This is a genomic window from Dehalobacter restrictus DSM 9455, from assembly GCF_000512895.1.
Lineage (GTDB): Bacteria > Bacillota > Desulfitobacteriia > Desulfitobacteriales > Syntrophobotulaceae > Dehalobacter > Dehalobacter restrictus.
In genome coordinates this window covers 1,583,153-1,609,371 of record NZ_CP007033.1, presented here as the reverse complement: position 1 = coordinate 1,609,371, position 26,219 = coordinate 1,583,153, and the positions used below count along the sequence as shown (strand labels likewise).

General features: G+C 43.8%; 23 protein-coding genes and 1 riboswitch. Of the genes, 11 read left to right on the top strand and 12 right to left on the bottom strand.

The genetic code is table 11. The features are described 5' to 3' along the window. Positions 1-45 precede the first annotated feature (45 nt). From hslO to DEHRE_RS07710, 5 genes are all read left to right on the top strand, one after another. Positions 46-924: an Hsp33 family molecular chaperone HslO gene (hslO, locus tag DEHRE_RS07730; protein WP_025205746.1), complete on the top strand. Its 879-nt coding sequence runs from the start codon at positions 46-48 to the stop codon at positions 922-924. A 33-nt stretch (positions 925-957) separates the two neighbouring features. Next, positions 958-1,710, top strand: coding sequence for an SDR family NAD(P)-dependent oxidoreductase (locus DEHRE_RS07725; protein ID WP_025205745.1), 753 nt, complete (start codon positions 958-960; stop codon positions 1,708-1,710). A 215-nt stretch (positions 1,711-1,925) separates the two neighbouring features. Next, positions 1,926-2,372 (top strand): IS200/IS605 family transposase, encoded by a 447-nt coding sequence (gene tnpA / locus DEHRE_RS07720; RefSeq protein ID WP_025205743.1) that lies wholly within the window; start codon positions 1,926-1,928, stop codon positions 2,370-2,372. A gap of 270 nt (positions 2,373-2,642) precedes the next feature. Further along, positions 2,643-3,074 carry a MarR family winged helix-turn-helix transcriptional regulator gene (locus DEHRE_RS07715; RefSeq protein ID WP_025205742.1) on the top strand — a complete coding sequence of 144 codons (432 nt, stop codon included), beginning with the start codon at positions 2,643-2,645 and terminating at the stop codon, positions 3,072-3,074. Between the two features lie 35 nt (positions 3,075-3,109). Beyond that, positions 3,110-5,035: an MFS transporter gene (locus DEHRE_RS07710; protein WP_019226077.1), complete on the top strand. Its 1,926-nt coding sequence runs from the start codon at positions 3,110-3,112 to the stop codon at positions 5,033-5,035. 568 nt (positions 5,036-5,603) lie between these two features. Here DEHRE_RS07710 and DEHRE_RS07705 read toward each other — a convergent pair. Beyond that, on the bottom strand, positions 5,604-6,089 hold the full coding sequence (locus tag DEHRE_RS07705; protein WP_019226078.1) for a rubrerythrin family protein: 486 nt from the start codon (positions 6,087-6,089) through the stop codon (positions 5,604-5,606). A gap of 153 nt (positions 6,090-6,242) precedes the next feature. Here DEHRE_RS07705 and DEHRE_RS07700 point away from each other — a divergent pair, with 153 nt between their 5' ends. Further along, positions 6,243-7,007 carry a MerR family transcriptional regulator gene (locus DEHRE_RS07700; RefSeq protein ID WP_025205739.1) on the top strand — a complete coding sequence of 255 codons (765 nt, stop codon included), beginning with the start codon at positions 6,243-6,245 and terminating at the stop codon, positions 7,005-7,007. Between the two features lie 91 nt (positions 7,008-7,098). Next, the gene (locus tag DEHRE_RS07695) at positions 7,099-8,214 is read left to right on the top strand and encodes a DUF6765 family protein (protein WP_019226080.1); all 1,116 of its coding nucleotides are present in this window, start codon (positions 7,099-7,101) and stop codon (positions 8,212-8,214) included. 81 nt (positions 8,215-8,295) lie between these two features. On the opposite strand, the gene DEHRE_RS07690 is transcribed toward DEHRE_RS07695, so the two are convergent. The 7 genes from DEHRE_RS07690 to DEHRE_RS07655 form a co-directional block, all read right to left on the bottom strand. Continuing rightward, positions 8,296-9,267 (bottom strand): DUF4474 domain-containing protein, encoded by a 972-nt coding sequence (locus DEHRE_RS07690; RefSeq protein ID WP_019226081.1) that lies wholly within the window; start codon positions 9,265-9,267, stop codon positions 8,296-8,298. A gap of 121 nt (positions 9,268-9,388) precedes the next feature. Beyond that, positions 9,389-10,432 (bottom strand): DUF4474 domain-containing protein, encoded by a 1,044-nt coding sequence (locus tag DEHRE_RS07685; RefSeq protein WP_019226082.1) that lies wholly within the window; start codon positions 10,430-10,432, stop codon positions 9,389-9,391. A gap of 88 nt (positions 10,433-10,520) precedes the next feature. Beyond that, entirely contained in the window at positions 10,521-11,039 is a 519-nt protein-coding gene (locus DEHRE_RS07680) for a hypothetical protein (protein ID WP_019226083.1), read from the bottom strand. A 161-nt stretch (positions 11,040-11,200) separates the two neighbouring features. Further along, positions 11,201-12,958, bottom strand: coding sequence for an ABC transporter ATP-binding protein (locus DEHRE_RS07675; protein WP_019226084.1), 1,758 nt, complete (start codon positions 12,956-12,958; stop codon positions 11,201-11,203). 200 nt (positions 12,959-13,158) lie between these two features. Then, positions 13,159-13,638, bottom strand: a complete 480-nt coding sequence (locus DEHRE_RS07670) for a DUF456 domain-containing protein (RefSeq protein WP_019226085.1) — start codon at positions 13,636-13,638, stop codon at positions 13,159-13,161. A gap of 269 nt (positions 13,639-13,907) precedes the next feature. Next, the gene (locus DEHRE_RS07660; protein ID WP_019226087.1) at positions 13,908-15,104 is read right to left on the bottom strand and encodes an NlpC/P60 family protein; all 1,197 of its coding nucleotides are present in this window, start codon (positions 15,102-15,104) and stop codon (positions 13,908-13,910) included. A 3-nt stretch (positions 15,105-15,107) separates the two neighbouring features. Beyond that, positions 15,108-15,242, bottom strand: a riboswitch (cyclic di-AMP (ydaO/yuaA leader). A gap of 203 nt (positions 15,243-15,445) precedes the next feature. Then, a complete protein-coding gene (locus DEHRE_RS07655) occupies positions 15,446-16,816 on the bottom strand; it encodes a TrpB-like pyridoxal phosphate-dependent enzyme (RefSeq protein WP_025205736.1) in 1,371 nt (456 codons plus the stop codon). Between the two features lie 503 nt (positions 16,817-17,319). Between DEHRE_RS07655 and DEHRE_RS07650 the strand changes: the two genes are divergently transcribed. From DEHRE_RS07650 to DEHRE_RS07640, 3 genes are all read left to right on the top strand, one after another. Beyond that, positions 17,320-18,504 (top strand): M24 family metallopeptidase, encoded by a 1,185-nt coding sequence (locus DEHRE_RS07650; RefSeq protein WP_019226089.1) that lies wholly within the window; start codon positions 17,320-17,322, stop codon positions 18,502-18,504. A 22-nt stretch (positions 18,505-18,526) separates the two neighbouring features. After that, positions 18,527-19,153: a carbonic anhydrase gene (locus DEHRE_RS07645; protein ID WP_019226090.1), complete on the top strand. Its 627-nt coding sequence runs from the start codon at positions 18,527-18,529 to the stop codon at positions 19,151-19,153. A 166-nt stretch (positions 19,154-19,319) separates the two neighbouring features. Continuing rightward, on the top strand, positions 19,320-20,156 hold the full coding sequence (locus DEHRE_RS07640; protein ID WP_019226091.1) for a CvfB family protein: 837 nt from the start codon (positions 19,320-19,322) through the stop codon (positions 20,154-20,156). Here DEHRE_RS07640 and DEHRE_RS07635 read toward each other — a convergent pair. Further along, the gene (locus DEHRE_RS07635; protein ID WP_019226092.1) at positions 20,125-20,838 is read right to left on the bottom strand and encodes a uracil-DNA glycosylase; all 714 of its coding nucleotides are present in this window, start codon (positions 20,836-20,838) and stop codon (positions 20,125-20,127) included. The genes DEHRE_RS07640 and DEHRE_RS07635 overlap by 32 nt on opposite strands. A gap of 207 nt (positions 20,839-21,045) precedes the next feature. Here DEHRE_RS07635 and DEHRE_RS07630 point away from each other — a divergent pair, with 207 nt between their 5' ends. Beyond that, complete coding sequence (locus DEHRE_RS07630) at positions 21,046-22,230, top strand: aminotransferase-like domain-containing protein (RefSeq protein WP_019226093.1); 1,185 nt, start codon at positions 21,046-21,048, stop codon at positions 22,228-22,230. A gap of 8 nt (positions 22,231-22,238) precedes the next feature. Here the strand turns inward: DEHRE_RS07630 and DEHRE_RS07625 are convergent, their stop codons facing one another. The 3 genes from DEHRE_RS07625 to DEHRE_RS07615 are packed head-to-tail and all read right to left on the bottom strand — an operon-like array spanning position 22,239 to position 26,168. After that, positions 22,239-23,471: a Ger(x)C family spore germination protein gene (locus DEHRE_RS07625; RefSeq protein WP_019226094.1), complete on the bottom strand. Its 1,233-nt coding sequence runs from the start codon at positions 23,469-23,471 to the stop codon at positions 22,239-22,241. Further along, on the bottom strand, positions 23,440-24,519 hold the full coding sequence (locus DEHRE_RS07620) for a GerAB/ArcD/ProY family transporter (RefSeq protein ID WP_019226095.1): 1,080 nt from the start codon (positions 24,517-24,519) through the stop codon (positions 23,440-23,442). The genes DEHRE_RS07625 and DEHRE_RS07620 overlap by 32 nt, the downstream gene beginning before the upstream one ends. A 38-nt stretch (positions 24,520-24,557) precedes the next feature. Then, positions 24,558-26,168: a spore germination protein gene (locus tag DEHRE_RS07615; protein WP_019226096.1), complete on the bottom strand. Its 1,611-nt coding sequence runs from the start codon at positions 26,166-26,168 to the stop codon at positions 24,558-24,560. Positions 26,169-26,219: the final 51 nt, after the last annotated feature.

The following is a 26,219-nucleotide window of genomic DNA, read 5'->3' as shown; positions in this document are numbered from 1 at the left end:
GTCTAATGTTTTTTATTGTCGATTAAGATTGCTAAGGAGATTAAAATGAACGATTATTTGGTTAAGGCTTTGAGCTATGACGGCAAGGTGCGTGCTTATGCGGCTTTGACAACGGAAACTGTCAGTGAAGCCCAGCGCAGGCATCAAACCTGGCCGACGGCGTCAGCGGCACTTGGCCGGACACTGACCGCTTGTCTAATGCTCGGGGCAACGCTCAAAGGCGATGAACAACTGACTGTAAAAGTTGAAGGCAACGGTCCGCTGGGGGTTATCCTGGCCGATGCCAATGCGCGCGGGGAAGTTAGGGGGTATGTCATCCATCCTCAAACTCATTTGGATTTAAATAAAAAAGGTAAATTAGATGTCAGCGGAGCCGTGGGTTCTGAAGGAACGCTGTCAGTCATTAAAGATCTGGGCATGCGGGACTATTTCACAGGACAGGTTCCGTTGTATTCAGGAGAGATTGGCGAAGATTTTACGTATTATCTCGTCAAATCCGAACAGATCCCTTCTTCGGTCGGACTCGGTGTCTTGGTTGCACCGGATAATACAATTCAAGCTTCCGGCGGTTTTATTATCCAGCTATTGCCCGGAACTGGTGAAGAGACCATTTCTGAAATTGAAGAACATCTTAAAACGATGATGCCGGTCTCAACGATGATTCAGCATGGATTTACGCCAGAGGAGATGCTGGAAGAAATTTTAGGCAAAAACAATGTTCAGGTACTCGAGAAAATGCCGGTGAAATTTCAATGCCAGTGTTCCAAGGAGCGGATCGGCAACGCAATGATCAGCTTAGGCAAAGAGGAAATTAAAGAGATCATTCAAACCGACGGTCAGGCGGAAGTCCAGTGCCATTTTTGCAATGAGATGTATCTGTTTTCGAAAGAGGAACTTGAGAAGCTGAGGAATGCCGCAAACTGAACCATAGCGCTTGGAAAGGAAAACATCAAGAATATGAAAGCCTTAATTACAGGGGCCAGTTCAGGTATTGGCCGGGATATTGCCAGAGTGCTCAGCACGAAAGGATATGAATTAATCCTGGTTGCTCGGCGCCTTGACAGGCTGGAAGATTTAAAGAACGAGCTTTCCTGTGATGTCCAGACGGTCAGTCTTGACCTTGCACAGGAAGAATCCTGTTTCCGTCTTTACAACCTGGTCAAGGATCAGGAGATTGATATACTGATCAATAATGCCGGGTTTGCTGTGTACGGTGATTTTGATCAGACTGATCTTGGAAAAGAATTAGAACTGATTAATACCAATATCAAAGCAGTTCACATTCTAACGAAGTTGTTTCTGCAAGACTTCAAGCAGCGCGACCGGGGATATATTTTAAATGTAGCTTCTTCGGCTGCTTTTTTACCCGGACCATTAATGGCTGCTTACTATGCGTCGAAAGCCTATGTACTCAGACTGACAGAAGCCGTACATGAGGAACTTCGAAAAACAAACAGCAAGGTTTACGTAGGTGCTCTTTGCCCGGGGCCGGTACACACCGAGTTCGCAAAAGTTGCCAGTATTAAGTTTGGCGTAAAGGCATTGAACAGTCCTCATGTAGCCAGGTATACGGTTGATCAGATGCTTAAGCATAAGCATCTGATTATTCCTGGAGTAGTCATGAAAGCCGCCTTTATATTTACGAAAATTATGCCGCATAAAATACTATTAAGTTTTCTCTATAAAATTCAAAAAGAAAAATTTGTCTAGGAATTCCTTGATCAGGCATATTTACTGATGCATAACCGTTGAAATTCAATTTCAACGGTATTTTTAATGCTTCAGCAAGTTCAAAACGTATACGTTTTGAACACAAAACCACCCGTTACACGGGTGGAGACAAAGAATTATAAAAAAGAAATTCACCTTCCGCTATAATGATGAATGTTCAAGCCATCAAAAAGCAAAAAGGAAGGGGAATTTCTATGGATAAAAGTTTAGCACACACAAAATGGATGTGTAAATACCACATAGTATTTACACCAAAGTATAGGAGGCAGGTAATATATAAGCAGATCAAGTCAGATATAACGCAGATAATAAAGGAGCTTTGTAAATATAAAGGTGTAGAGATAATCGAAGGGCATGCAATGCCCGATCATATCCACCTGCTTGTATCAATTCCACCGAAGATGAGCGTATCAAGTTTCATGGGGTATTTGAAGGGAAAAAGCGCAATGATGATATTTGATCGGCATGCCAATTTGAAATATAAGTTTGGCAATCGCCATTTCTGGGCAACCGGGTACTATGTCAGTACTGTGGGACTAAATGAAGCGACCATAGCAAAATATGTAAGAGAACAGGAACTGCATGATCAGATAAATGATAAGGTAAGTGTCAAAGAGTTAGAAGACCCCTTCAGGGGTTAGCCAGGTAATAAATGCTGAATGGCTTGAACGAAGTGCAAGCCAGCACTTTTAGGTGCAGGCTTGCAATAAGCCCTTATAGGGCTAGAGCATGCCACCCGTTTTACGGGTGGTCATGACTGTATTTTGGGTTATTCTCCAGTTTTTTGTCAACGTCTTTTGTAACAAAGATTTGTGTATAGATATTTCTGTTGACAAACATCCAAAAATCAAATAGGATAGTTGCCAGGACAACAGTTGTCTAGGTCAACTATTTTGGAAGGAGTGATTGTAATGTTGATGAAAGACCTATCGGTTATTTTTCGGTTTAGCCGCATTTATTCCATGAGAAGGTTAACAAAATATAATTTGGGTCATTCCGAACAAGAGATTCTCATGTTTTTGTCTAAAAACGATCCAGTAAATCAGGATATGATTGCGGCTTTTTTTGTCATTGACAAGGGAGCGGTTGCCAAAAGTTTAAGCAAACTTGAAGAAAAAGGGTATGTGAATCGAATGATCAACCCTGAGGACCACCGCGAGAAAATGATCTCCTTGACACCAAAGGGAGTGGAAATAATGGACAACATGCAGGAAATCCTGACTGACTGGCATACAGCCATCTATGAAGGACTTATCCAGGAAGACATTGCCCACCTCGAAAGGATTACGTCGGTCATTGCTGCCAACAGCATGAAAGCCATCAGCAAATACGAAAAGATTTAGACCAATCAAAAATCTAAAGATTGGAGTTAAGCAAGTTGAACAAATCAAATACGAAAAAGAGCTTTGTTCTCGTTATGATTCTATATCTGCTCGGTATTTTTATGGGTGCGATTGACACGGGAATTGTCACACCAGCCAGAACAGTTATTCAAAATAATTTGCTGGTCGATGAAAAAACCGGGATCTGGATGATTACGATTTATACACTGGCTTATGCGGCCAGTATTCCGATCATGGGTAAACTTGCTGATATGTTCGGACGCAAGTACATTTATCTTGCCAGTATCTTTCTCTTTGGTCTGGGTTCTTTATTCTGTGGTTTAGCCCAGGAGTTTAACAGCTTTACGGTCCTGCTCGCAGCCAGAATTGTCCAGGCGCTTGGTGGAGGCGGAATCCTTCCGGTTGCGACTGCTGAATTTGGCACGACTTTTCCTCCGGAAAAACGGGGGATGGCCCTGGGACTGGTTGGGGGAGTATACGGGATTGCCAATATTTTCGGTGCTTCGGCAGGCAGTGCAATTCTGGATATTTTCGGCAAGAGCAACTGGCAGTTTATTTTTTATGTGAATCTGCCGATCACGCTGTTTATCCTGATCGCCGGCTTTCTCTGTCTGCCAAACAACAGAAATGACAATGTCAAAAAGATTGATATCGGTGGAATCCTAATTCTGACCGTGATGATTCTCGCTTTAATGTATGGACTTAAAAATATTGACTTCTTTGATTTCAAGTCAACTTTAATCAGTACGAGTGTTTATCCTTTCCTGACTCTGTTTGGGATTCTTATTCCTTTCTTTATCCTGGCTGAGAAAAAAGCAGAGGATCCGGTGATGAATTTATCGTATTTTACAAACTCGAGGATCATGATCACCTTTATCATTGCCTTTATTACCGGAATTGTGTTAATGGGGATGATTTTTGTACCGCAGTTTGCCGAAAACTCACTGAAAATTGCTTCCGGGAGCGGCGGCTATTTTGTTATCATTCTCGGTTTGTTTGCAGGGGTTGGCGCTCCTTTATCCGGAAAGCTGATCGATAAATACGGACCTAAAATGATTCTAGGTCTAGGTTTTCTGATATCTTTGCTTGGTTCGCTGTTTCTGATCTTTGTCGCAGCTGACCAGCCCAGTATGCTGATGGTAAACATCAGTCTGGTTCTCATGGGTCTTGGTATGGGCTTTACGATGGGCACACCATTAAATTATATGATGCTGGAAAATGCCAAAGATGAAGAGTCCAATTCGGCACTCGCCGCCTTGTCTCTTGTTCGATCGATCGGAACGGCGATTGCGCCGGCAGTCATGGTTGGTTTTCTGGCGCATGCCGGAGTGGCGGTTCAGAATAATGTGATGAACCTGCTGCCCAAAGAAGTCTCCATGCCGAAACTGCCGTATGCACAGGAACTTACAACAGAAATCAATGAGATGAAAAGCAATCCAATGATGAAAAATGTTCTGGCAACCGTCGATATGCCCAACTTTTCCTATCTGGAAAAGATTGAAATCAATATGAACAGCAGCAGTGACTATCAAATTCCTGACGAGCTGATGGACAAAATAAAATCTTCTGACGTTACGACCATCACGGAGAACAGCAAATTGATTGCAGGGAGCTTCTTTGCTGGCATGGCTCCGGATATGATTTCGAATATTCAAACCGGGATTCAAAACGGAATTGATGAGCTTACGGTTGTGGAATCGATGCCCCAGTCAAGCGTATCCTTCCGGGATACGATAGAAAAAATGACGGTCTTAAAAGATGCCGTCCCGGGAGCTTTTGACACAGCCAAACAAAATTATCTCGCGGAGATTGATCAGAGAAGCACGGTCATTGAATCAGAATTCCAAAAAACCTTAAACAGCGGATTTAAGCAGGTGTATCTGACAGTTACGATTTCTTCTCTGATTGGCTTGATCTTCCTGTGCTTCTATCGAAGAAAACCAGTCAATAAGCAAGGATAGGGCTAAACACAAGCCGCAAATATAGAATTAATATTTTGAGTTGCTTCTTTTTATATTCTTGAGTAATTGCAGCCTTACACAGATATTCCGCTCGCACGTTTTCGTGGCTACTCGCACAAATCCTCGCTAACATGCCAAAACCTCTGGGCTTTTTAGAATGTTCACCGTTGGCATGTCTTGACGCTGCGGTTTTTGCTCGCTTAACGCCACTGACACTTAACGCTCGACTCCATATCTGTGTAAGGCTACAATATTTGAAGAATTCAGCAGTATGAAGTGTCTGGCATTGATATAATAAACATTAATTCCATTTTAAAGCATTCAGAACAGCAAATAAGCGACGAGAGACCTTTATATAATGGCTTAATGGACCCGAAATATAACGTCATGTAGTCTATCTGCGGCCAAGCGGAGCACGATGCGGAGCGCGGCTATTTGCGCCATGGATGGCGCAATAGCCGAAGAGCAGTTAGGCTACATGATGTAAACCCAGAGTTTACTATTAAACAATAAAAACGCTGCCGGCAAAATTGTCGCAGCGTTGTAGCAGTGCTCTTGATTGGGCTTTTTATTGCACATTCTTGAATTTTGAAGAGGGTGCACCACAAACGGGGCATTTTTCCGGTGCTTCGTTTTTATGGATATAGCCGCATACCTGGCAGTAATAATAGTCATTGTCTGCCGTTAAATCTTTAAGTGCGTCTTTGTATAAGGCGGCATGCGATTTCTCAGCCTCGTTAGCTAAGTGAAAAACTCTTTGTGCTTCAGAATCGCCTTCATCTTTTGCTTTCTCCAGAAAACGCGGATACATTTTCGTAAACTCAAAAGTTTCACCATCGATCCCAGCTTTGAGATTTTCTTCTGTTGATTTCAGCATACCCAGCACTTTCATCTGGCTTAACGCATGCAGGGCTTCAGCTTCAGCTGCTGCCCGAAATAGCTTGGCAGCGCCGTTATATCCTTCTTCTTCAGCTTTCTGAGCGAAAGCGGTATATTTTCGGTTAGCCTGAGATTCGCCAGCAAAAGATTCTTTCATATTGTCTTGCGATGTCATATAAATCCCTCCTTATCATTCTCCACTTTCATAATATTACCATAAATAGCCTATAATTGTAATATTATATCTTATTTTGTCCCAAAGTATCGGAAATATTTTTCTTGACATTGACGCGACGTCAAGGTGTATCCTAGTTTTGAGGTGAGTGGTGTGGAATATTCTGTACAGAAACTTAGCCGGTTGGCAGGCATCAGTCCCAGAACAATAAGGTATTATGATCAGATGGGGCTTCTAAAGCCGGCCAGGATTAATTCTTCAGGCTATCGCCTATACGGACAGGCGGAAGTAAACAGGCTGCAGCAGATCTTGCTTTATCGTGAACTGGGTATGGGGCTGGAAACAATTAAGGAAGTGATCAATTCACCGTCTTTTAATGAACTAAAAGCTTTCCGAGAGCACCGTTCACAGCTGCTGGAAAAAAAAGCGCAGCTTGAAAGCCTTATCGTGAATATTGAGAAAACGATTGCGTCTTATGAAGGGAGACTGACCATGTCTGACCAAGAAAAATTTGAAGGACTCAAGAAAAAAATGATTCAAGAAAATGAAACAACTTATGGCGAGGAAATCCGCCAAAAATATGGAGACGATGTTGTCGATCAGTCCAATCAAAAATTTCAGGGCATGAAACCTGAGGAGTATGAAGAAATGACTAGGCTTTCTGCCATGATTACGGAAAAGCTTGAAGCAGCTTTCCAAACAGGTGATCCTGCCTCCGGACTTGCTCAGGAAACCGCAGAGCTGCACCGTAACTGGCTGAGCTATTTTTGGAAGGAATACAGCAAAGAAGCACATGCCGGTCTGGGACAGATGTATGCTGATGACCCGAGGTTTACAGCCTACTATGATAAGAAGCATCCTGGGACAGCAGCCTTTTTACGGGATGCGATTCTTATTTATACCGGGATGAACGAATAGAAAAAGGTTCACTTCCGTTTTGCCATTTCCATATATTATCTTGAAGGTTTGTATAAGATCAAGATGGACATGGCAAAGGAGGAGCCTTCTATTGAAAAGAGATATTCATTATTATGCGCTTTTGGCATTTTGCAGGTCATGTGGGTTCAACAAGGAAAGCTCCAGAAAAATTGCCTATGCTTCGCAGTATGTGGATGATGCCAGAATTAATCTGATGACGATCCAAAATCCGGCACCGGAAGTCAGTGTTGACCGCTCTGATAACCGTGCCGTTTTTTTAAATATGGCAACCTGTCATTCCTATTTTAAAATAAAAACGTTTAATTACGAGGCAATGATCAACAATACCTGTGCCTTCCATTTTGTTCCTGGCTGCAAAGGAGAAAACTTCACTAAGAAACTCCGCTGTAAAGAGGAGTCGCCAGTGGCCCTGGTGCTTTTAAATGAGGCCCTGGACGACAATAATCTGATTAAATTTGGGATTGTTCTGCATGCTTATGCCGATACTTTTTCACATCAGGGTTTCAGCGGCATGCTCAGCAAAGTGAATGATATTAATCATTGCGGAGCGCGCAATGAAGTCTACTTAGGAATACCTGATCTGATTTTGTATTTGTTTAAACAGTTATGCGGAGAAAAATATGACGAAATGTTTGACCGTATTGTGCCCGCTTATGGCCACGGGCAGGCGTTGACCTTTCCTGATCTGCCTTACCTTGTTTGGTCCTATCGGTATGACAGCAGCGATACCTTCGAGGGCAGATACACCGTTGTGGAGATTGACAATAAAGAAAGGTATCAGCGAGCTTTGGCCAAAATAAAAGGGTACCTTGAGATTTATTTAAAAAAACATCCTGAATTCCGGGATTCAAATTATCAATTCGATGATACCCCTAAACTTATGAGCCAGCTGATTAATAAAGATTCGGATAGAAACAGGGAAGAAAGCTGGATTGCCTTCATGCTTAAATACGGGATGTTTCAGAAAAATGAATGGTCTGGCATTGTCTATCAGGAGAGTGAATGGTTGAGAAAAGCGTTTCAAAATTTTAATCCCCAAACCTTTAACAACAGGAGAGTAGACAATGTGATTCTTGCTGATCATTTTGCAGAATCCGACTGGTACCATTTTTATCAGGCGGTCAAGTGGTATAAAAAAAGATTCTTTGAATGCTGTCATCAAAACAAACTGTTTATTCCTAAATAACGAAGAGAACAAAGAGGTAGGTTTGGGAGGGGATCGTAAAAAATAGGCAAAAAAAAGGACCTTTTGTCCCGAAAATTGCTGCTATTCACTGATTCTTTGATGTTCGAAAAGTTCTCTGCTTCTTCTGTAACCAAAAAGACCAACTAAGCCCAGGATCAGAACCTTCATCCACAATTCATAAAATTCCTTGCTCTTTCCGAGTCTTAAGACGGTTTGATATAACTGCGGGGCTAGGCTCTCAATCGCTTTCATTTTATCTTGCATTGTTCTGTAAGGACCCGTGATTTCCTGATATTTGTCACATAACAATTTGTTTTTAGCCTGAATGAGCCGGTCTGTACTGGGTTTTCGCGTTCTTGGCTGGACGGTATGCGGCTTAGCAAAAGTGAAAGATACGTTATTTCCGGAAAAATAAAATTCCTGGTCATTGTATCCGGCATCTCTTAAACCGTTTAGAAAAGCGTCCCGCATTGCTGTATTCGGAAAAGCAAGATCAATATCCATCGTTAATTCCGAAGGATCAGAAAATTCGCCTAATTTAAAACCTGTAAGCCACCAGTGTTTTTCTGATCGGGTAAAGAGCACGCTTCCATTCTTCCTTAACACAAAGGACATCGGCAGCAATTCATCGTTGTCAGCAGATTTATAAAACATTCCGCTAAAAATTCCCGGAAGCGTAAAATGAAATGCTCCGGTATAAATCCCGATTTCTCCGCCGGTTACCAGATCGTACTGACCTTTCCAGAAGCCAATCATCCATTTCTTGCCGTCATATTCAAAATAAACCGGTTCACAATCAATAATCATACCCGTCGGGGCTGATACCTCATCATAAATTCGGCAATACCCGGCATTTCTTTGCCATGGATTTAAAGTCGCGTAAAAAATATCCTGTCCTGGATCATACCGATAACCGGCATTTTCAATCACCTGATCCAAATCGGGGTCACCGGTACCTTGAGCGGGAACCGCAAGACGTTCCATAATTTCAGGATTGGAGATTCCGGTTTGAATAGGATAGCGAATGAAAGCGTTGGATTTGTGAAATAACATTGGATTCGCCCCTTAACAGATTTAATTTTTAGAATATTTGACAATAATATTTTATGTAAAAAGGACAAACTCTGGAACAGGTTTGTCCGTGACAAATAAAATTTTTAAAATGAATAAATTTTTAGGATTCAATGCTTAAACGTTGTAATCTGACTGTATTGGCTCTTAAAAAGAGGATAATAATCAGAGCTGTCATCAATACTTCCATCCAGACTTCCAGGGAAGGGGTGCGTTTGCCAATTTTTTTCACTTTCTTGTACATTCCGGGATCTTGTTTTTCCAACAATTTGAGCCGTTCCTGGACGGTACCCTCAGAGCCGGTTATTTCCTGATATTTTTCACATAAGAATTTATTTTTGCGCTGGATCAACTGATCAGTCAATCGTGTGCGGGTCCAGGGCTGGGCCGTCTTGGGGATATCGAACGTGAAGCTTACGCTGTTATCCTCTACGGCTAATTCGTGCTCGTTGTAGCCGGCTTTACGCATTCCTGCAAGAAAAGCATTCCTCATATTAACGTCTTTCAACGTGAGGCAGATATCCATCGTCAGCTCATTCGGCTCAGCAAATTCTCCGAGTTTGAAACCGGTCAGCCACCAATGTTTTGCTTTTCTGGAGAAAAGTTTTTTTCCATTCTTCTTGATGGTATACGACATGTCCAGAAGCTCCTTATCGTTGACGGACTGGTAAACAAGACCGTTTGACTTATACAGGCCGATTTCACCGCCGTTGACCAAATCATACTGACCTTTCCAAAGGCCAACCATCCACTTTTCGTTGAGGTAATCAAAGGTTATGGGTTCACAGTCGATGATCATGCCAAGCGGTGCGGCAGCCTCATCAAAAAGCCGGCAGTAACCGATATACCTTTGCCAGGGCTTCATATTCGAGATAAAAATATCCTGTCGCGCATCATAGGAATAACCGGCAATTTCAATGATTTCATCAAGATCTTCGTTACCGGTACCAACGGAGACAGACCCGGTATGAGATTTATTTTCTTCTGTTGCAAGTGCTGAATCAGCTTCAGTCTTTGTTCTAGTTTCAGTCTCAGTCTCTATTGATGTCGCCGCTGATGTCCCAGTATCGGTTATTGATTTATCCCAGGTTGATTGCTGCATACTTTGATAATAAGAGTATGAGGCATTTCTGTTAAATAATAACATCTTCCTTCCTCCTTAATAGAATACCAATATATGGATATAATATGTAAAAATACCCAGTATGCAAATACTGGGTATTGATAAATTGAGATTAATGACTCGGTCTGCTCTGTCCCTGCATACCCTGACCCTGAATGCTTTGCCCATACTGAGAAGGAGAAGGCTGCTGGCTTTGGCCCTGCTGGCTGACCATATTTTGACTCTGCTGGCTCATCTGAAATAACTGGCCCTGAGTCTGATCAATAAGTTGCCCCATCTGTTCCAGTACTTGGTGAGCCTGGATCTGCTGATTGGCCTGTGTCAAAGCGGTCATCGCCGTTTGGATAGCTTGTCGTAGCTGTTGATCTGCCTGCTGTTTCTGCTGCTGGGTCTGGTTACGGAAGCCCTGAATTTGCTGCTGCAGCTGATTGGCTGCCTGCTGGCTTTGCTGAATGATTTCGTTCTGATTTACTGTACTACCCTGAGAAGAAAAGTTACTGAATGATACTTGTTTCAACTGATTCATGGTGTTTTCCATTGCGGATAACTGGCTTCTTAGATCGCCGATTTCCTCACTAACTTCCATGTCTTTTTTGGCAGAAGCTAAGATGGTCTTGTTTTTTTCATCCATTTATCTTTACCTCCATAAGCAATTATGACCTAACTTATTTTTGTCAAATAACAAAAATATTATTAAGTTAAATTTTTCTGCAAAAATTTTTCGGCAAAATAATACCGATCATTAGTGCTTATGGACAATAATTACTTTGAATACGTTTACGTTGATCTGCATTACTCCGGCTGACGTTCTTGTGTATCGATTCCCTCAAACTGCATGTTGTAATACCGGGCATAGATCCCGTCAAGATTAACCAACTGGCGGTGAGTGCCTCTTTCTTGAACGCCCTCATCTGTAATGACAATGATTTCGTCAGCATTTTTAATGGTACTCAGACGATGGGCAATAATAATCGTCGTCCGGTTATGCGATAGCTTGGACAGAGACTCCTGAATATAGCGTTCACTTTCATTATCCAGTGCCGAAGTCGCTTCATCCAGGATTAATATCGGCGGGTTCTTCAAAAATACCCTTGCTATCGAAAGTCGCTGTTTTTGTCCTCCCGAAAGCCGGACGCCCCGTTCACCGACGAACGTGTCATAACCAAGTCCCAAAGACATGATGAATTCATGAATGTTGGCACTGCGGGCAGCCTCGATGATTTCCTGGTCGGAGGCATTCGCTTTGCCGTAGGCAATATTCTCCTTGATCGTACCGCTGAACATATAGACATCCTGCTGCACAATCCCAATTGCATTTCTTAAGGAATCCAGCGTGACATCCCGGATGTCGTTACCGTCAATCGTAATGGTTCCTTCGGTAACGTCATAGAAACGGGGGAGTAGGGAGCACAATGTTGTCTTTCCGCCGCCAGAGGGACCCACCAGAGCAACTTTCCTTCCGGTAGGAATCCGGACGCTGACATTTTGGAGGACATCATCATCGAGGTTGTATCGGAAAGAAACATTGGAAAATTCTATTTCACCTTTGACATTTTCCAGAGGCAGGGCGTTTGGTTTTTCAATAATATCAGGTTTTGTCTCCATAATTTCCTCAAAGCGTTTAAACCCGGCAAAACCCTTTTGAAACTGTTCGGTAAAATTAATCAGTACTTCCAATGGTTGAACAAAGATATTGATGTAAAGCAGGTAAATGACAAGTTCCGTAAGCGTTAGTGATCCACCGGCAATGGACAGGCCGCCGGAGATAATGACGACAATATAAAGCAGCCCGGAAAAGAAGGAATTCCAGGCAAAATAACCTCCCATCATTTTATAGCTGCTGGCTTTGGATGCCAGAAAGTCCTGATTGCTTTTCCGGAATTTCATTTTTTCTGCTTCTTCGTTGGCAAAGGACTTGACCACCCGGATTCCAGCCAGACTATCCTGAAGGCTTGTGTTGACTTTGGCAATTTTGACCCGGTTATCCAAGAAGACCGCTTTCATCTTGAGATTACGCTGAATACTGAAAATCACCATGATTGCTGTGACAGCGAGCAGGATAAGAGTCATTGGCACATTCAGCAGCATCAGCAAAACAAATGACCCGATGATTTTCAGGAAGGAAATAAAGATATTCTCCGGTCCGTGATGCGCCAGTTCGGAAATGTCAAAAAGGTCGTTAACGAGTCTGGACATCAGCTCACCGGTATTGTTCTGGTCGTAGTAAGAGAAAGAAAGCCTTTGAAACTGCGTGAATAAATCCCTGCGCATGTCGGCTTCCATCCGGGCTCCCATGATATGGCCCCAGCAAGTGATAAAATACTGGCAAAAGTAGCGGATTATGTAGAGTGTCAGCAATGCTGCGCCGAAAAAGCCGATGCTGTGCAGGATCACCTCTCTGCCTTGAGTAAAAACATTTTTGTTTAAGTGATTTAGGATTTGAGGGAAGGACAGATCGACGACGGAGACAATCACTGCACAAAGCATATCCGTATAAAACAACAGGCGGTAAGGCTTATAATAACGAACAAAACGGTTCAGGATATTCATGCTGCAGAGCCACACTTTCTAAAAATAAAGCCTGCAAATACTTGCAGGAATCCTACTCTTTTCTCGGAACAGTATAGCATATTTCATTAAAATTAAAAAATCAGGTGGATAAATCCCATTCTATGGAAACAATGAAATTAATATTTCTGTCAGAAATCAAAGGGGAAATGTGCTTTCTATAGAATATTTATGCAAAGTCATTAATAGATGCGCACGAAAAAATAGACAATCATAATGATTTCGGCACCGATCTTGACAGCAGTACCGCCAAGGACACCGAGCAGTGTACCTAAACCAATTTGGATTGTCTTCTTTAATTCCGTACCACGGATCAGTTCGGCTGCAATCGCCCCCAAAAACGGACCGAGAATGATACCAAGCGGTCCAAGAACGATCAAACCCAGAATGGTGCCGATCACTGCGCCCCAGGCTGCCTGCTTGCTTCCGCCGAAGCGTTTCGTTCCGATAGCCGAGGCAAAATAATCCACAAAGAACAGCAGGATTACGACCAGGGCCTGCAGGATGAAAAAGTAGGCATTTAATGTTGCGAAGCCTGTCATGAAGCCATAGACCAGCATGCCTGCATAGATCAAAATGACGCCGGGCAAAACGGGAAGAACAGTTCCAACAATACCCGCAATAAAGAGAACAACCGCAATGATTAAAGCAATCATATCCATTCTTTCTTCCCTCCATTTTCAGATAGGATCATTCATATGTTCTATGATAATAACCAATGAATTTGCTGCTTACCCGTATAAATATACTGGATTGGAAAGAAAAATTCAATTTTTTAATGCAAACAGCTCGGTTATGACAGAGAGTGTCAATCTGGCAATGCCGGTTACGATCAGCTGAGATTAGGAAGAGATTCGCAAATAAAAATGATGCTAAAAGTAAACTATTAGCATCATCGTGTTCGTTTTGATAACTCTTGCCAGCAAAGTTGTTAATATCTGCGGGCACCAAGATAACTGGACGAATGCGCGCTTAGATTGGATACGACAACGCCGGTTGAATAATTAAAGGCGTGCACATATTGTCCTCCGCCAATATAAATACCGACGTGTGAGGCGCCCCGGGCATAGGTCGAGAAAAAGACAAGGTCTCCCGGCTGCAGCTCATCCCTGCCAACCGGGGTACCGGAAGCATACTGCGCGAAAGAGGAATGGGGAAGGGAGACACCGGCCGCAGCGTATACATAGCGGGTAAATCCGGAACAGTCAAACCCGCCGGGGCTTATTCCGCCATAAACATACGGGCATCCGACATAGCCCAGTGCATAATCAACGACATTTGAATAGCTATTGGATCTGGAAGCAACCAGGATCGGCTTGGCAGTCGGGCCTTCGGCAATCACTTCAGTCACAGCGTCCTGGAGAATCGTTTCCTTGACAACCTGCTTTTCCGAATACTTGCCGTTACTCTGGACATAAGAATAGGTTACGGACTTCGATCCGTCACTGCCTGCCGTAATCACTTCTTTTTTACCAAAGCCGAGCTTATAATCCTTCTTGGTGATGGTATCATATTGGATTTTCTGCGTTTCCGTATATTTTCCCTGACAGATGACCGTAAGGGAGTTATGGTCAATCAGAGATTTCAAAACCTGTTCAGGTGATTGAATTTGAGAAAGCCCGGCCGTTGTTTTGGAGGATATGACGTCTTCGGCGATCTTAACGGAAGTCACGACATTATCTTTCGTTGGTTTCACGTAATACGCCTGAAATTCTTTTAAGACCTGATCAATATCTTCCGCGTCCGGCAAAACGGCAATCACAGTACCATTAATGGCGAACTGATAGGCATCGTAGGGTTGATTAATTTTTTCTTCAACATTGTTTGGCCGCAGCGCAGAACGAAGATAATCGGCATTGCTGACGGTGATATTGGTATAGGCCATCTCGTAAGGTTTTTCTTTGGCTGCAGACGCCATAAGTGTATCTGCGGTATTCTGGTTAAAGACGAGTCCAAGTTGTTTCCCGTTGACTGAGACAGCGATGGCATTCATTGGAGCGGCAAGGTAACAGGCAAACGACCCGATTAATATCATAGTAATAAATAAACCACCGAGCAGGCGCGGTGATTTCCATGATATTTTTTTAAGGCAGGCCAAGATAACGCAAATGATCTGCTTAAAATGCATCAAATTTTCACCTTTCTTTGCTTACGAGGTTAGTTGACGGATTCGGACCAAAGGTATAGGCCCTACGCAAAATGCGATTCACCCCAGAAAAAGAAGTTCCCCCGCTCCAGGCTGGCCTGGATTCAGCTCTTTATTTAGTTCATATTATAATACGCAATTTTGTAATATTTCGACACATAATTTAAATATCCTGCCTCGGAACGAAAATTTTATAACGCTGTGCAAAGCTACAACGCCCAAGAGATATAAAGGAAGGACGCCTCAATTTATATTTGAAGCGCCCTTCATAGGCTGTGTTTAGATACATTCCCTTATCACGAAGTCTGTTAGGAATGCTGATTCTATAGATCCACTTTTGGCAGCGTAGCAAAGCCTTTTTCCAGATCAGCATCGGTCGGAATATAGTCTGTCATTGTGCCGGCGTTATAGCTCATATAAGCAGCCATATCAAAATATCCGGTGCCAGTCAGGCCAAACAGGATGGTCTTCTTTTGACCAGTTTCTTTGCACTTGAGCGCTTCATCCATTGCAACCCGCAAAGCATGTGCGGATTCCGGAGCAGGCAGGATGCCTTCACAGCGCGCAAAGGCTGTAGCTGCTTCAAATACCTTGGACTGTTCAACTGCCCGGGCTGTCATATAGCGGTCATTGTACAGTTTGGAAACAATTCCGCTCATACCGTGATACCTGAGGCCTCCGGCATGGTTCGGAGAGGGAATGAACCCTGATCCGAGCGTATACATTTTGATCAGGGGCGTCGTTTTTCCTGTATCTCCAAAATCAAACGCATATTTACCGCGGGTCAGAGAAGGGCAGGAGGCCGGTTCAACACCAATAAACTCGATATTGTTTTTGCCGCGGATCTTGTCACCCATGAAGGGTGCAACCAGACCGCCAAAGTTTGACCCACCGCCGACACAGCCGATGATCATTTCAGGCTCAATGCCGTACTTGTCACAGGCAAGCTTGGTTTCTTCACCGATCACGGACTGGTGCAGCAGGACATGGTCGAGTACGCTGCCAAGTACATAACGGCAGTTTTCGGTTTTGACAGATGTTTCAATCGCTTCCGAAATCGCGCAGCCAAGAGAACCGCCTGTGCCGGGGTTTTCAGCCAGAATCTTCCGGCCGATTTCCGTCGTGTCGGAAGGAGATGGAACGACTTTTCCACCATAGGTTTCAATGACGGCTTTCCGGTAAGGCTTCTGTTCTGCAGACACCTTCACCATATAGACCGTTAATGGAATATTATAAAACGCACAGGCCATCGATAAGGCCGTACCCCATTGTCCTGCACCGGTTTCCGTTGTCAGGGAAGATAGACCCTGTTTTTTGGCATAATAAACCTGGGCAGCTGCAGAGTTTAATTTGTGGGAACCTGAAGTATTCGTGCCTTCAAATTTGAAATAGATTTCTGCTGGTGTATCCAGCAGCTTTTCGAGATTATAGGCTCTCACGAGCGGGGAAGGACGGTACATCCTGTAGTATTCACGAACTTCCTCAGGAATTTCGATATATTCGTCCGTGTTGTTCAGTTCCTGTTCAATCAGTTCGTCACAGAAGATCGGCCGCAGATCATCTGCGGTGCAGGGCTTCATCGTGCCCGGATGAATAAAGGGCGGCGGGAGCTCTTTCATAACAGCTTTTACATTATACCAGTACTTGGGCATCTCTTCTTCAGGTAAATAGATTTTGTAAGGTATGCTTGTCATGGTCTTCATTCCTTTCCAGATTATTATTAACTATCTTTTGATTAATCTTCGTTGAATAAACGAAAATCTATTAAAAAAAAGCCTTGTCCAAACTATCGGACAAAGACTTTGATCTCTGCGGTACCACCCAACTTGCGTTTACACGCCGCTTAAAACGTATGACGGACATACGCTCCATTCATAACGGGCGGAGTTCCCGGCCTGCATACGCTTACATCAATCATTCTTTGTAATCTCTGCACGGCCCTCATGAGTCCATTCACATCAGTGCTGTTACCGCTTTTCCACCGACTGCGGCTCTCTTGAAACAGCAAACATCATGTTACTACTCTCATTCTGCGGTTTAACAGTATCAAATATTGCTTAAATCTTAGCTTGAAATTAACTTTTTGTCAAGAAAATGTAAAACTTCAAAGTCAGGGAATTGCACCATTTTGAAAAAACGCAAAGTATGGTAAACTCTAGAGAAGTACGCGATACATTGTCTAACGGAGGAATTGGCTGTGGCACTTATGATAAACGAACTTGACCGGAGACTGAATCACTTATGCGACCTCATGGATCAGACCTATCCTGAATGGGATGCTATCCTTATACTTGGTAAAGTGAATCAGTATTATTTTACAGGAACAATGCAGGACGGCATGCTTGTAATTCAAAAAGACCGGACCCGGCACTATTTTGTGCGCCGTAGTTATGATCGCGCCAAAGCTGAATCGCCTCTGACAACGATCTATCCGATGGAAAGTTACCGTGATGCGGCCGGGATGATCGGACCTGGGCTAGGGAATACGTATCTTGAAACAGAGATTGTGCCGCTCGCCATGCTGCAGCGGCTGAAGAAGTACTTCACGATGACAAGTATTCATTCAGTAGACAAGCTGGTGCTGTCGGTCAGAGCGGTCAAATCGCCGTACGAGCTGGAATGGGTGGAACAAGCAGGAAAAAACCATTGTAAGCTGCTGCATGAACTTGTTCCGCCGCTGCTCAGGGAAGGTATGAGCGAGGCCAATTTTGTAGCGGAACTTTATGCCGCCATGATTAAGATTGGGCATCATGGTGTTAGCCGTTTTTCCATGTTTCAGACGGAAATGGTTGCCGGACAGATTGGTTTTGGCGAAAGCTCTCTTTACCCAACCAGCTTTGACGGCCCCGGTGGGGCCTATGGTATGTGTCCTGCCGTTCCTTTGTTAGGCAGCCGGGAAAGAAAGCTAAAAAAAGGGGATTTGGTTTTTGTCGATGTCGGTTTTGGCTGCAATGGCTATCATTCCGATAAAACCCAGGTCTATATTTTTGGAGCCAAGCCTGATGCCGATGTTGTGAAGGCGCATCGCGCCTGTATGGAAATTGAGCAGCGTCTGGCAGAAAAACTGATTCCAGGGGCGATACCGTCGGAAATCTATCAATCGGTAATGAGCACGCTCAGTGAAGACTTCAGACGGAACTTTATGGGGTATGGGGAACGGCAAGTTAAGTTTCTCGGGCACGGCGTTGGACTCCATGTCGATGAACTGCCTGTGATTACGAATGGTTTTCTAGCGGAACTCACTGAGAATATGGTCATCGCGCTCGAACCGAAAAAGGGTCTGCCCAACATTGGCATGGTGGGCGTGGAAGACACCTATGTGGTAAGTGCTGCCGGCGGCAGATGTCTCACGGGCGGAGGAACGGACATTATCGAGGTATAAATAAGAAGCAAGGATGTAAAATATGGAGAAATTACTTCAGGGCCTTATTCAATTTAAAGAAACGGATTTCCAGGAGCACAGGCAGCTTTTTGAAGAATTAGGGAATTCTCAAAGCCCGCATACGTTATTCATTGGCTGTTCGGACTCGAGACTGGTACCCAATTTAATCACCGGAACTTTACCCGGAGAACTGTTTGTTATCCGGAATATCGCCAACATTGTACCGCCTTACCGTAATATAGAAGAGTATTTGGCCACGACTTCTGCAATTGAATATGCCGTCAATATTCTTGGCATTCAGCATATCGTAGTCTGCGGCCATTCCAATTGCGGAGGGTGCAAATCGCTATATGCCTCGGAGAAAGAAATGCAATCGATTCCGCACACCCGAAAATGGCTGGAATTGGCAGGGAATGTTAAAGAAAAGATTACAGCAATGAATATTCCAGAATCGGAAATGGCGAAAAGGGAATGGATGACTGAACAAATCAACATTGTGGAGCAGCTCAAACATTTGTTATCATATCCGTTTATCAAGGAAAGAGTCCTGAATCAGACGCTGACAATCGAAGGCTGGTACTATATTATTGAAACGGGTGAGGTCTTCCGCTACAATCGGCATAATAGTGAATTTGAACTTGTGAATTAACTGCGAATCAAGACTTGGATATCGTTTGATCCAGGGAGTCAAAGATCGTATGATTTCCTGGATTTTAGTATAAAAATGACCGATAGTAGTACAATCTTCTAAATAAAGATATAATAGGAAATACTAAGAGCTGATATCAGATATATGAAATAAAGAGGAAATTTGGATGATTGAATATGGCAAAATGCAGGAACTAAAAGTCGTGAAAACATCTCAAAATTGGTATATCCTGAATGCAAAGAACGATACGCAAAATAGTGTATTATTACCGATAAGCCTGGCTCCAAAGGATATCAGAATAGGTGATAAAATCGAAGTATTTGTGTATAAGGATACGAAAGAAAGGATCATGGCCTCCATAAAAAAACCAAGGCTGGTACTTGGTGAAACGGCTGCTTTAACTGTCGTCGATACGACAGAATTTGGCGCTTTTTTAGACTGGGGTTTGGAGAAAGACTTATTGCTGCCGCTTAAAGAGCAAGTCAGTGAGGTCAAAAAAGGCGGAGCCTACCTGGTGGGATTAGCGCTCAATAACAGCCATCAATTATATGCCACAATGAAAATATATGATTTGCTCAAAATAAACTCTCCTTATAAAGAAAATGACAATGCCCATGGCACTGTCTATAACTTTAATCCTGAGTTTGGTGCGTTTGTCGCCGTGGATAATCAATATCACGGGATGATTCCAAATAAGGAATTGTGTGGCAGCATCGCGATCGGTGATAAGGTCGACATCCGAATCAAGAAGGTAAGACAGGATGGCAAGCTGGAATTAAGTTTAAGACAAGAGATCGCGCAGCAAATAGAGACGGATGCCCGGGTCATTTTAGAGAAGTTAAAAGCAAACGGCGGTGTGCTTAAGCTCAATGACAACAGTTCTCCTGAAAAAATCAAGTCGGAACTGCAAATGAGCAAATCCGCTTTCAAGCGGGCGTTAGGCAGGCTGCTCAAAGAAGGCGCAGTCCAAATCACGGACGATGCGATCCGGCTAATGTGGTAGATGAGGCAGGCAGATTTTCTATTTGCCAGTCAATTGGCTTCTTGCCAATCGAGACCAAAAATTGATTGGCTTTGGAAAACGGTCTGCTGCCGAAGAAACCGGCATGGGCAGACAGCGGACTGGGATGAACAGATTTGATGATACAATGCCTGGATGGATTGAGAATGCTCAGCTTAGACTGGGCATTTTTTCCCCAGAGGATAAAAACAACAGGGTCTTCCCGCTCATTTAAGAGCGCGATGATTTTATCGGTAAACTTGGACCAGCCTATGCTACTGTGGGAATTGGCCTGGCCGGACCGGACGGTCAGCGAAGCATTGAGCAGCAAGACGCCCTGGTCGGCCCATTTCTTTAAATAACCGTTGTTTGGAATATAACATCCCAAATCATCGTGCAGTTCCTTAAAGATATTCATCAGGGACGGCGGGGCCTGGACACCAGGCTGGACAGAAAAGCTTAAACCATGGGCTTGTTGAGGGCCATGATAGGGATCCTGGCCCAGAATGACCACTTTTACATCCTGATACGCCGTATAATGCAAGGCATTGTAGATGTCGAATTTATCCGGGAAGACGATCCGGGATCGGTATTCATCGATTAGAAATCTCCGAAGCTTCTGATAATATTCTTTATCGAATTCGGCATGAAGCAAATCATGCCAGTCATTTTTAAGAATCTGCATTCCTATCACCTCGCTACTTATTATAACATTTTTCTCTCGCAAAATTAATTTACAAAAGCTGGAGGCTAATCCGGGCAAACCAAGGTACCGTTGTTGTTATGGGATTTACGAATCGATCTACTAGATTAGGACTTTAATCTTCCTATCAAATGTGGGATACTAATAAATATGTGAATTTGTGCGAAAAGGCAGGAAAAAGAGAGCGTCATGGAATACAACTATGCAAAAAGAATCAGTCATTTAAAAGCCTCAGAAATCAGGGAAATACTAAAAGTCACGGAAAATCCGGAAATCATCTCCTTTGCAGGCGGACTCCCGGCACCGGAGCTGTTTCCACTCGACGAAATCAAGGAAGTCAGCAGGATCGTGCTGGAAGAAGAAGGGACGGAGGCTTTACAGTATACGACCACTGAAGGCTATCTTCCTTTGCGGAAATGGATTGCAGCACGCATGAATAACCGGCTGGGCACCAAATTTGAGCCGGATAATATCCTTTTGACCCACGGTTCACAACAGGCCCTGGATCTTTCCGGAAAGGTCTTTCTTGATGAAGGAGATGTCGTGCTGTGCGAAAGTCCGACGTATCTTGCTGCTATCAGTGCGTTCAAAGCTTATGGCTGCGAATTCAAAGAAGTGCCGACGGATGAGGATGGCATGATCCCTGCGGAACTGGACAGGATACTGGACAGTACGCCCAACGTCAAACTCATTTATGTGATTCCTGACTTTCAGAACCCGACAGGCAGAACCTGGACACTGCCCCGCAGGGAATACCTGGTTAAGGCAGCTATGAAACACCAGGTCATGATCATTGAAGATAATCCTTATGGTGAATTGCGTTTTGAGGATGAACCGCTTCCGTCCCTGCAGGCTTTTGACCACGAGGGCTGTGTTTTAAGCCTCGGAACGTTCTCCAAAATATTCTGCCCGGGTTACCGGATCGGCTGGGTTGCCGGTGATCAGAAGGTTGTTGAAAAATATGTCCTTGTAAAACAGGGAACGGATTTGCAGTGCAACACCCTGGCCCAGAGAGAAATTGCCAAATACCTTGAATTATATAATATCGATGAACATATTGAAAAAATTCGCAAAGTCTATAAAAGACGCCGCAATCTGACGATAAAATTGATGGAGGATCATTTCCCCGAGGGAGTCACCTTTACCAGACCCAAAGGAGGGCTCTTTGCCTGGATTGAGCTTCCGACGGATATCAATGCCAGGGATGTGCTGATCAAAAGCCTGGAACAGAACGTCGCGTTTGTACCCGGCGGTTCATTCTTCCCGAACGGCGGCAGGGAAAATACTTTCCGGATCAATTTTTCGAATATGCCTGACGATAAAATTGAAGAAGGACTGCAAAGCCTTGCCGGTGTCCTGCGCGAATTTGTCTGATGTGGATTTCATTCATTCTGAGGATTCACTTCTAATTTTTCTTTTAGTCTGCCGGTGCTAATGATTTTTGCTTTCACATTAATTTCAACTTGAGCGTTCACAAAAGCTTCCCGCCATTCCGATCCCAAAGCATGAAATGTTTTGGGATCTTTGTGATGCAGCTTTTCGGAGAAACCCAAAAAATCAGCCTTGTAGGTTTTGGCCTGGTTAACTGTTGCGGTGGCTACTTTTTTTAGTTTCTCACTAATGACAGGTTCTAATTGCTCAATATCTTCTTTAGTTAGCCTTAAACTGTTATTTTCATCGATTTCTCCTTTCGTCTGAATTGTAACATGATAAGATATTTCTTCGTTGGAGACAACTGGTTTTACTTTATACGTTGAACTGCTTAGAAAATAGTTAAACATGGTTCCGTCCTTCTGAACGGGGATGGAAATCGGGCCTTTGTTAATTTTTTGCGTCAGCAGCAGAAAACCAAGGGTTTGTTCCTGATCAAGCCAGCCCACCAAATGGCCAGCCTGAAAAACACCCAGGCCTTCAATAATGCTTCCTTCAGTTTTGGGATTATCTCCGGATTCTTTGTTATCCGATTCCAAGGGTATAATCTTAATTTGTGGTAAAACGGCATCACGGTCATTGCTTGTCAGCCAGGATACAAACTTATAGAAATACATACCATAAGATTTGCCGATGTTTGTGGCTTTTAAATCGATAAACTGGGATACCTCCGCAGAAAACAACTGGTTCATCGTGCCTCTCGTCTTAAGTATTTCCTTGGCTTCACCTTTGGCCACTAAAAAGATATCGCGTGGCCGGGTCTGCGGGAAGCGGGCACGATGTTCGACCATCTCAGGTGCCTTTTTTTTGGCGGCCTCTTCCCCAATAATCATGCCTGTAGCGTAACCATAAAAAGGGACGGTTGACAATTTTGCGGAATAATTTCTAATTGCATCCTGCATTGTTGGTCCCTGACCGGTAACAAGCTGTTCTGCATTGCCGCTCAAACTGGACTTCTTTCCTTCATCTTGTCCCTGACTGCCTTGCGGCTTCAGGATCAGCGTGGCCGCAGTCCAAACATCCTGACCGTTAATTTGGGTATAATCATAGCTGCTTAGCGTGACAAAAGCTAGCGTTTCAACCTCCTTGCTGCTCCAGCATCCTGAACATAATAATACAAGTAAGAGCAAAACGCTGAAGGTCCCTATGTATCTAAAACGGAGTTTTTTCAGTAGTTTTTTCAATGGTACGCCCCACTTTTTTCTTTTTGATGACAGTCAGCAGCAACAGCAGACCAGGGATCAGCAGCTCAAACGTTAAACCAATAAATGGCCATATATTCTTAAGAAAATGGCCGACATCAACAGGACTCTCAAATAATAAGTTTGGCAGAATAATATTTAGTAGAGCAAGCCCCAGGAGAACATACTTCTTGCTTTGGAGAGAAAACATCCGGACTAAGGTCATTGTCTCCAGGTAATACATGACGGCTACTTTGACGACGATACCGGATACCCAGATAAATATAACAAGGAATTCAAGCCTTTGAATTGTAATGAATTTGATATATTTAGCTAAATATAGAAAAGCAAAGTACATATCACCCGTATATTCCGGCCCAAAAACAGTAAGGGTGGCAACAGTAATGAAAGTCAGCAGGATACCGGCAGCGATAATTCCGAAAATGCCATTTTTTAAAATATCCTCTGCCTGGTTTACTTTTGGAAATAAAAATACGAGTATAACAATCTGGCCAAACCAGGCTATAGGAACAAGGGAAGCATCCACAACGGACAGGACGCCCTTATCCAGAAAAGGCTGCAGATTGCTCAGATCCATATCTCTGACGGCTAACGCCAGCAAGATCGCCAGAGACAGTATAAACAAAGGCAGAATAAACTGGTTGACCCGCACAATCACTTCGATTCCTTTAACAACCGCATAGGCAGCCACAATCATCAAACCCGTTTGAAAAACATAAGGCGGAGTTTCGGGCATAAGGTTCATATTCAAAAAATCAGTAAATTCTCTTAATACCGTAATACTTATGATCAAAAAGAATAATACATAGCAGAAAGTCAGGACCTTCCCGAGGGTTTTGCCGAGCAGGATTTCGGCATATTCGGGCAGCGTCAGCTTCGGAAACCGCTTTCCCAGATAATAAATCAGCATGAGGTTAACGATCCCGACAGCAAGCGCAATCAGGACGGAAAGCCAGGCTGATTCTGCGGCTTTTTCCGCTGTTATGCCGGGGATTAACAGGAGCGCAGTGGATATGACAATCATAAACATCAAAGAAGCAAGTTGGACACCGGATATCTTTTCTGAATTTATGACCTTTTCCTCCTATCCATTGGTTTCGACGGACCCTGGTTGTCTTTCTGCCGGATAGGATCCACCGTACGGAACGACTTTGGCCGTTTGGACATAGCCCACCATGGAGCCCTGACTAGGATATCCTTGATTTCGCCAAGGCTTAAAGGAGCAAACGGAATCAAATAGGGGACACCGAAAGAACGTAGGCTGCAGAGATGGATCAGGATGATCATCAGGCCGAACATGATACCGACTCCTCCCAGAATGCTGGCCAGTAAAATCAACATAAACCGCAGTATCCTGAGCGCATAGCCGGCATCATAATTTGGAATCGAAAAAGACGCGATTGCCGTGGTCGCTACGACAATAACGGAGATTGGGGAGACCAGGCCTGCATTGACAGCTGCCTGGCCGATAACTAGACCGCCGACAGTGCTGATAGCCTGACCGATAGTTTTCGGCAGCCGGATACCGGCTTCCCGCAAAAGTTCAAATGTAAACTCGATGACAAGGATCTCCAAAGCAATTGGCAACGGTAAACCCTGCCTCGTTCCTGCCACAGAACTGACGAGATGCGTCGGCAACAATTCCTGGTGAAAAGAGAAAACGGCAACGGTGACTGACGGCAGCAACAAGGCCAAATTTAAGGCAATCAAGCGCAGAATCCTTGTAAACGTCGCAAATACTGAACCGTGATAATAATCCTCGGCTGCCTGCAGCATGGTTACAAATGTCGCCGGAATGAGCAGTGGCATCGGAGAATTATCTACCAGAATCGCGATTCTGCCTTCCAACAGCGAAGCAGTGACCTTATCAGGCCTTTCCGTGTATTGTACCAGCGGAAACAGGGAATATTGCTCATCCATAATCAGTTCTTCGATGTAACTGCCTTCCAGGATACTGTCCGTTTTGATTCTGCCAATCCGCTGCTTCACTTCCTGCAGCAGTTGTTCATTCACGATCCCCTGAATATAGCAGATTGCAATTTTTGTATGGGTCAGCTCACCAACTTCTAAAGTTTCCAGCTTAAGTCTGCTGGTTTTTAAACGTCTTCTGATGAGGCTCATGTTTGTATCAATGGACTCAATGAACCCATCCTTTGGCCCGCGCACACCTGGTTCGGTATCAGACTCAACAATGGACCTATTTTCGCCGCCTCGTACCCCGGCAGCCAGGGCTGAAGACGAACCGTCGATGATCAGAACCGCATTGCCTGCAAACACTTTTCGTTCGACTTCATCCAGATTAGAAACCATGCTGGTTTCGGTAAGATTCAGCAGGCTGTCCTGAATGATCTGCAGCAGGTTTGCGTTGCCGCCCTTTGTCAATTGCTGCAGTTTGCGCGTCTCTTCCAACAGGGTTTTCAGTATAGAATCACTGATCACTTGATTATCCGTGATAGTTGTGGCATAGATAATGAAAGCCCTTACCGGTTCTTCCAAATTAATTTGAAATGGATGGAACTGGACATCCGAACAATTGGCAAAAAGCTGCTGCAGTTTTTTTATGTTATCCTCATAATTTCTGGACAACGGCTGTTTTTTGGGAGGCTCAGGGGCAGCGGTGGGTTCAGGTGCTTTATTTGTCCAGCTTTTTAAGGTTCTTGTCAGTCGATTGATAAACATCTTTTGTTGGCCTCATCCTATCTAAAAAGGTATAGAGTATTATTTCCCAAT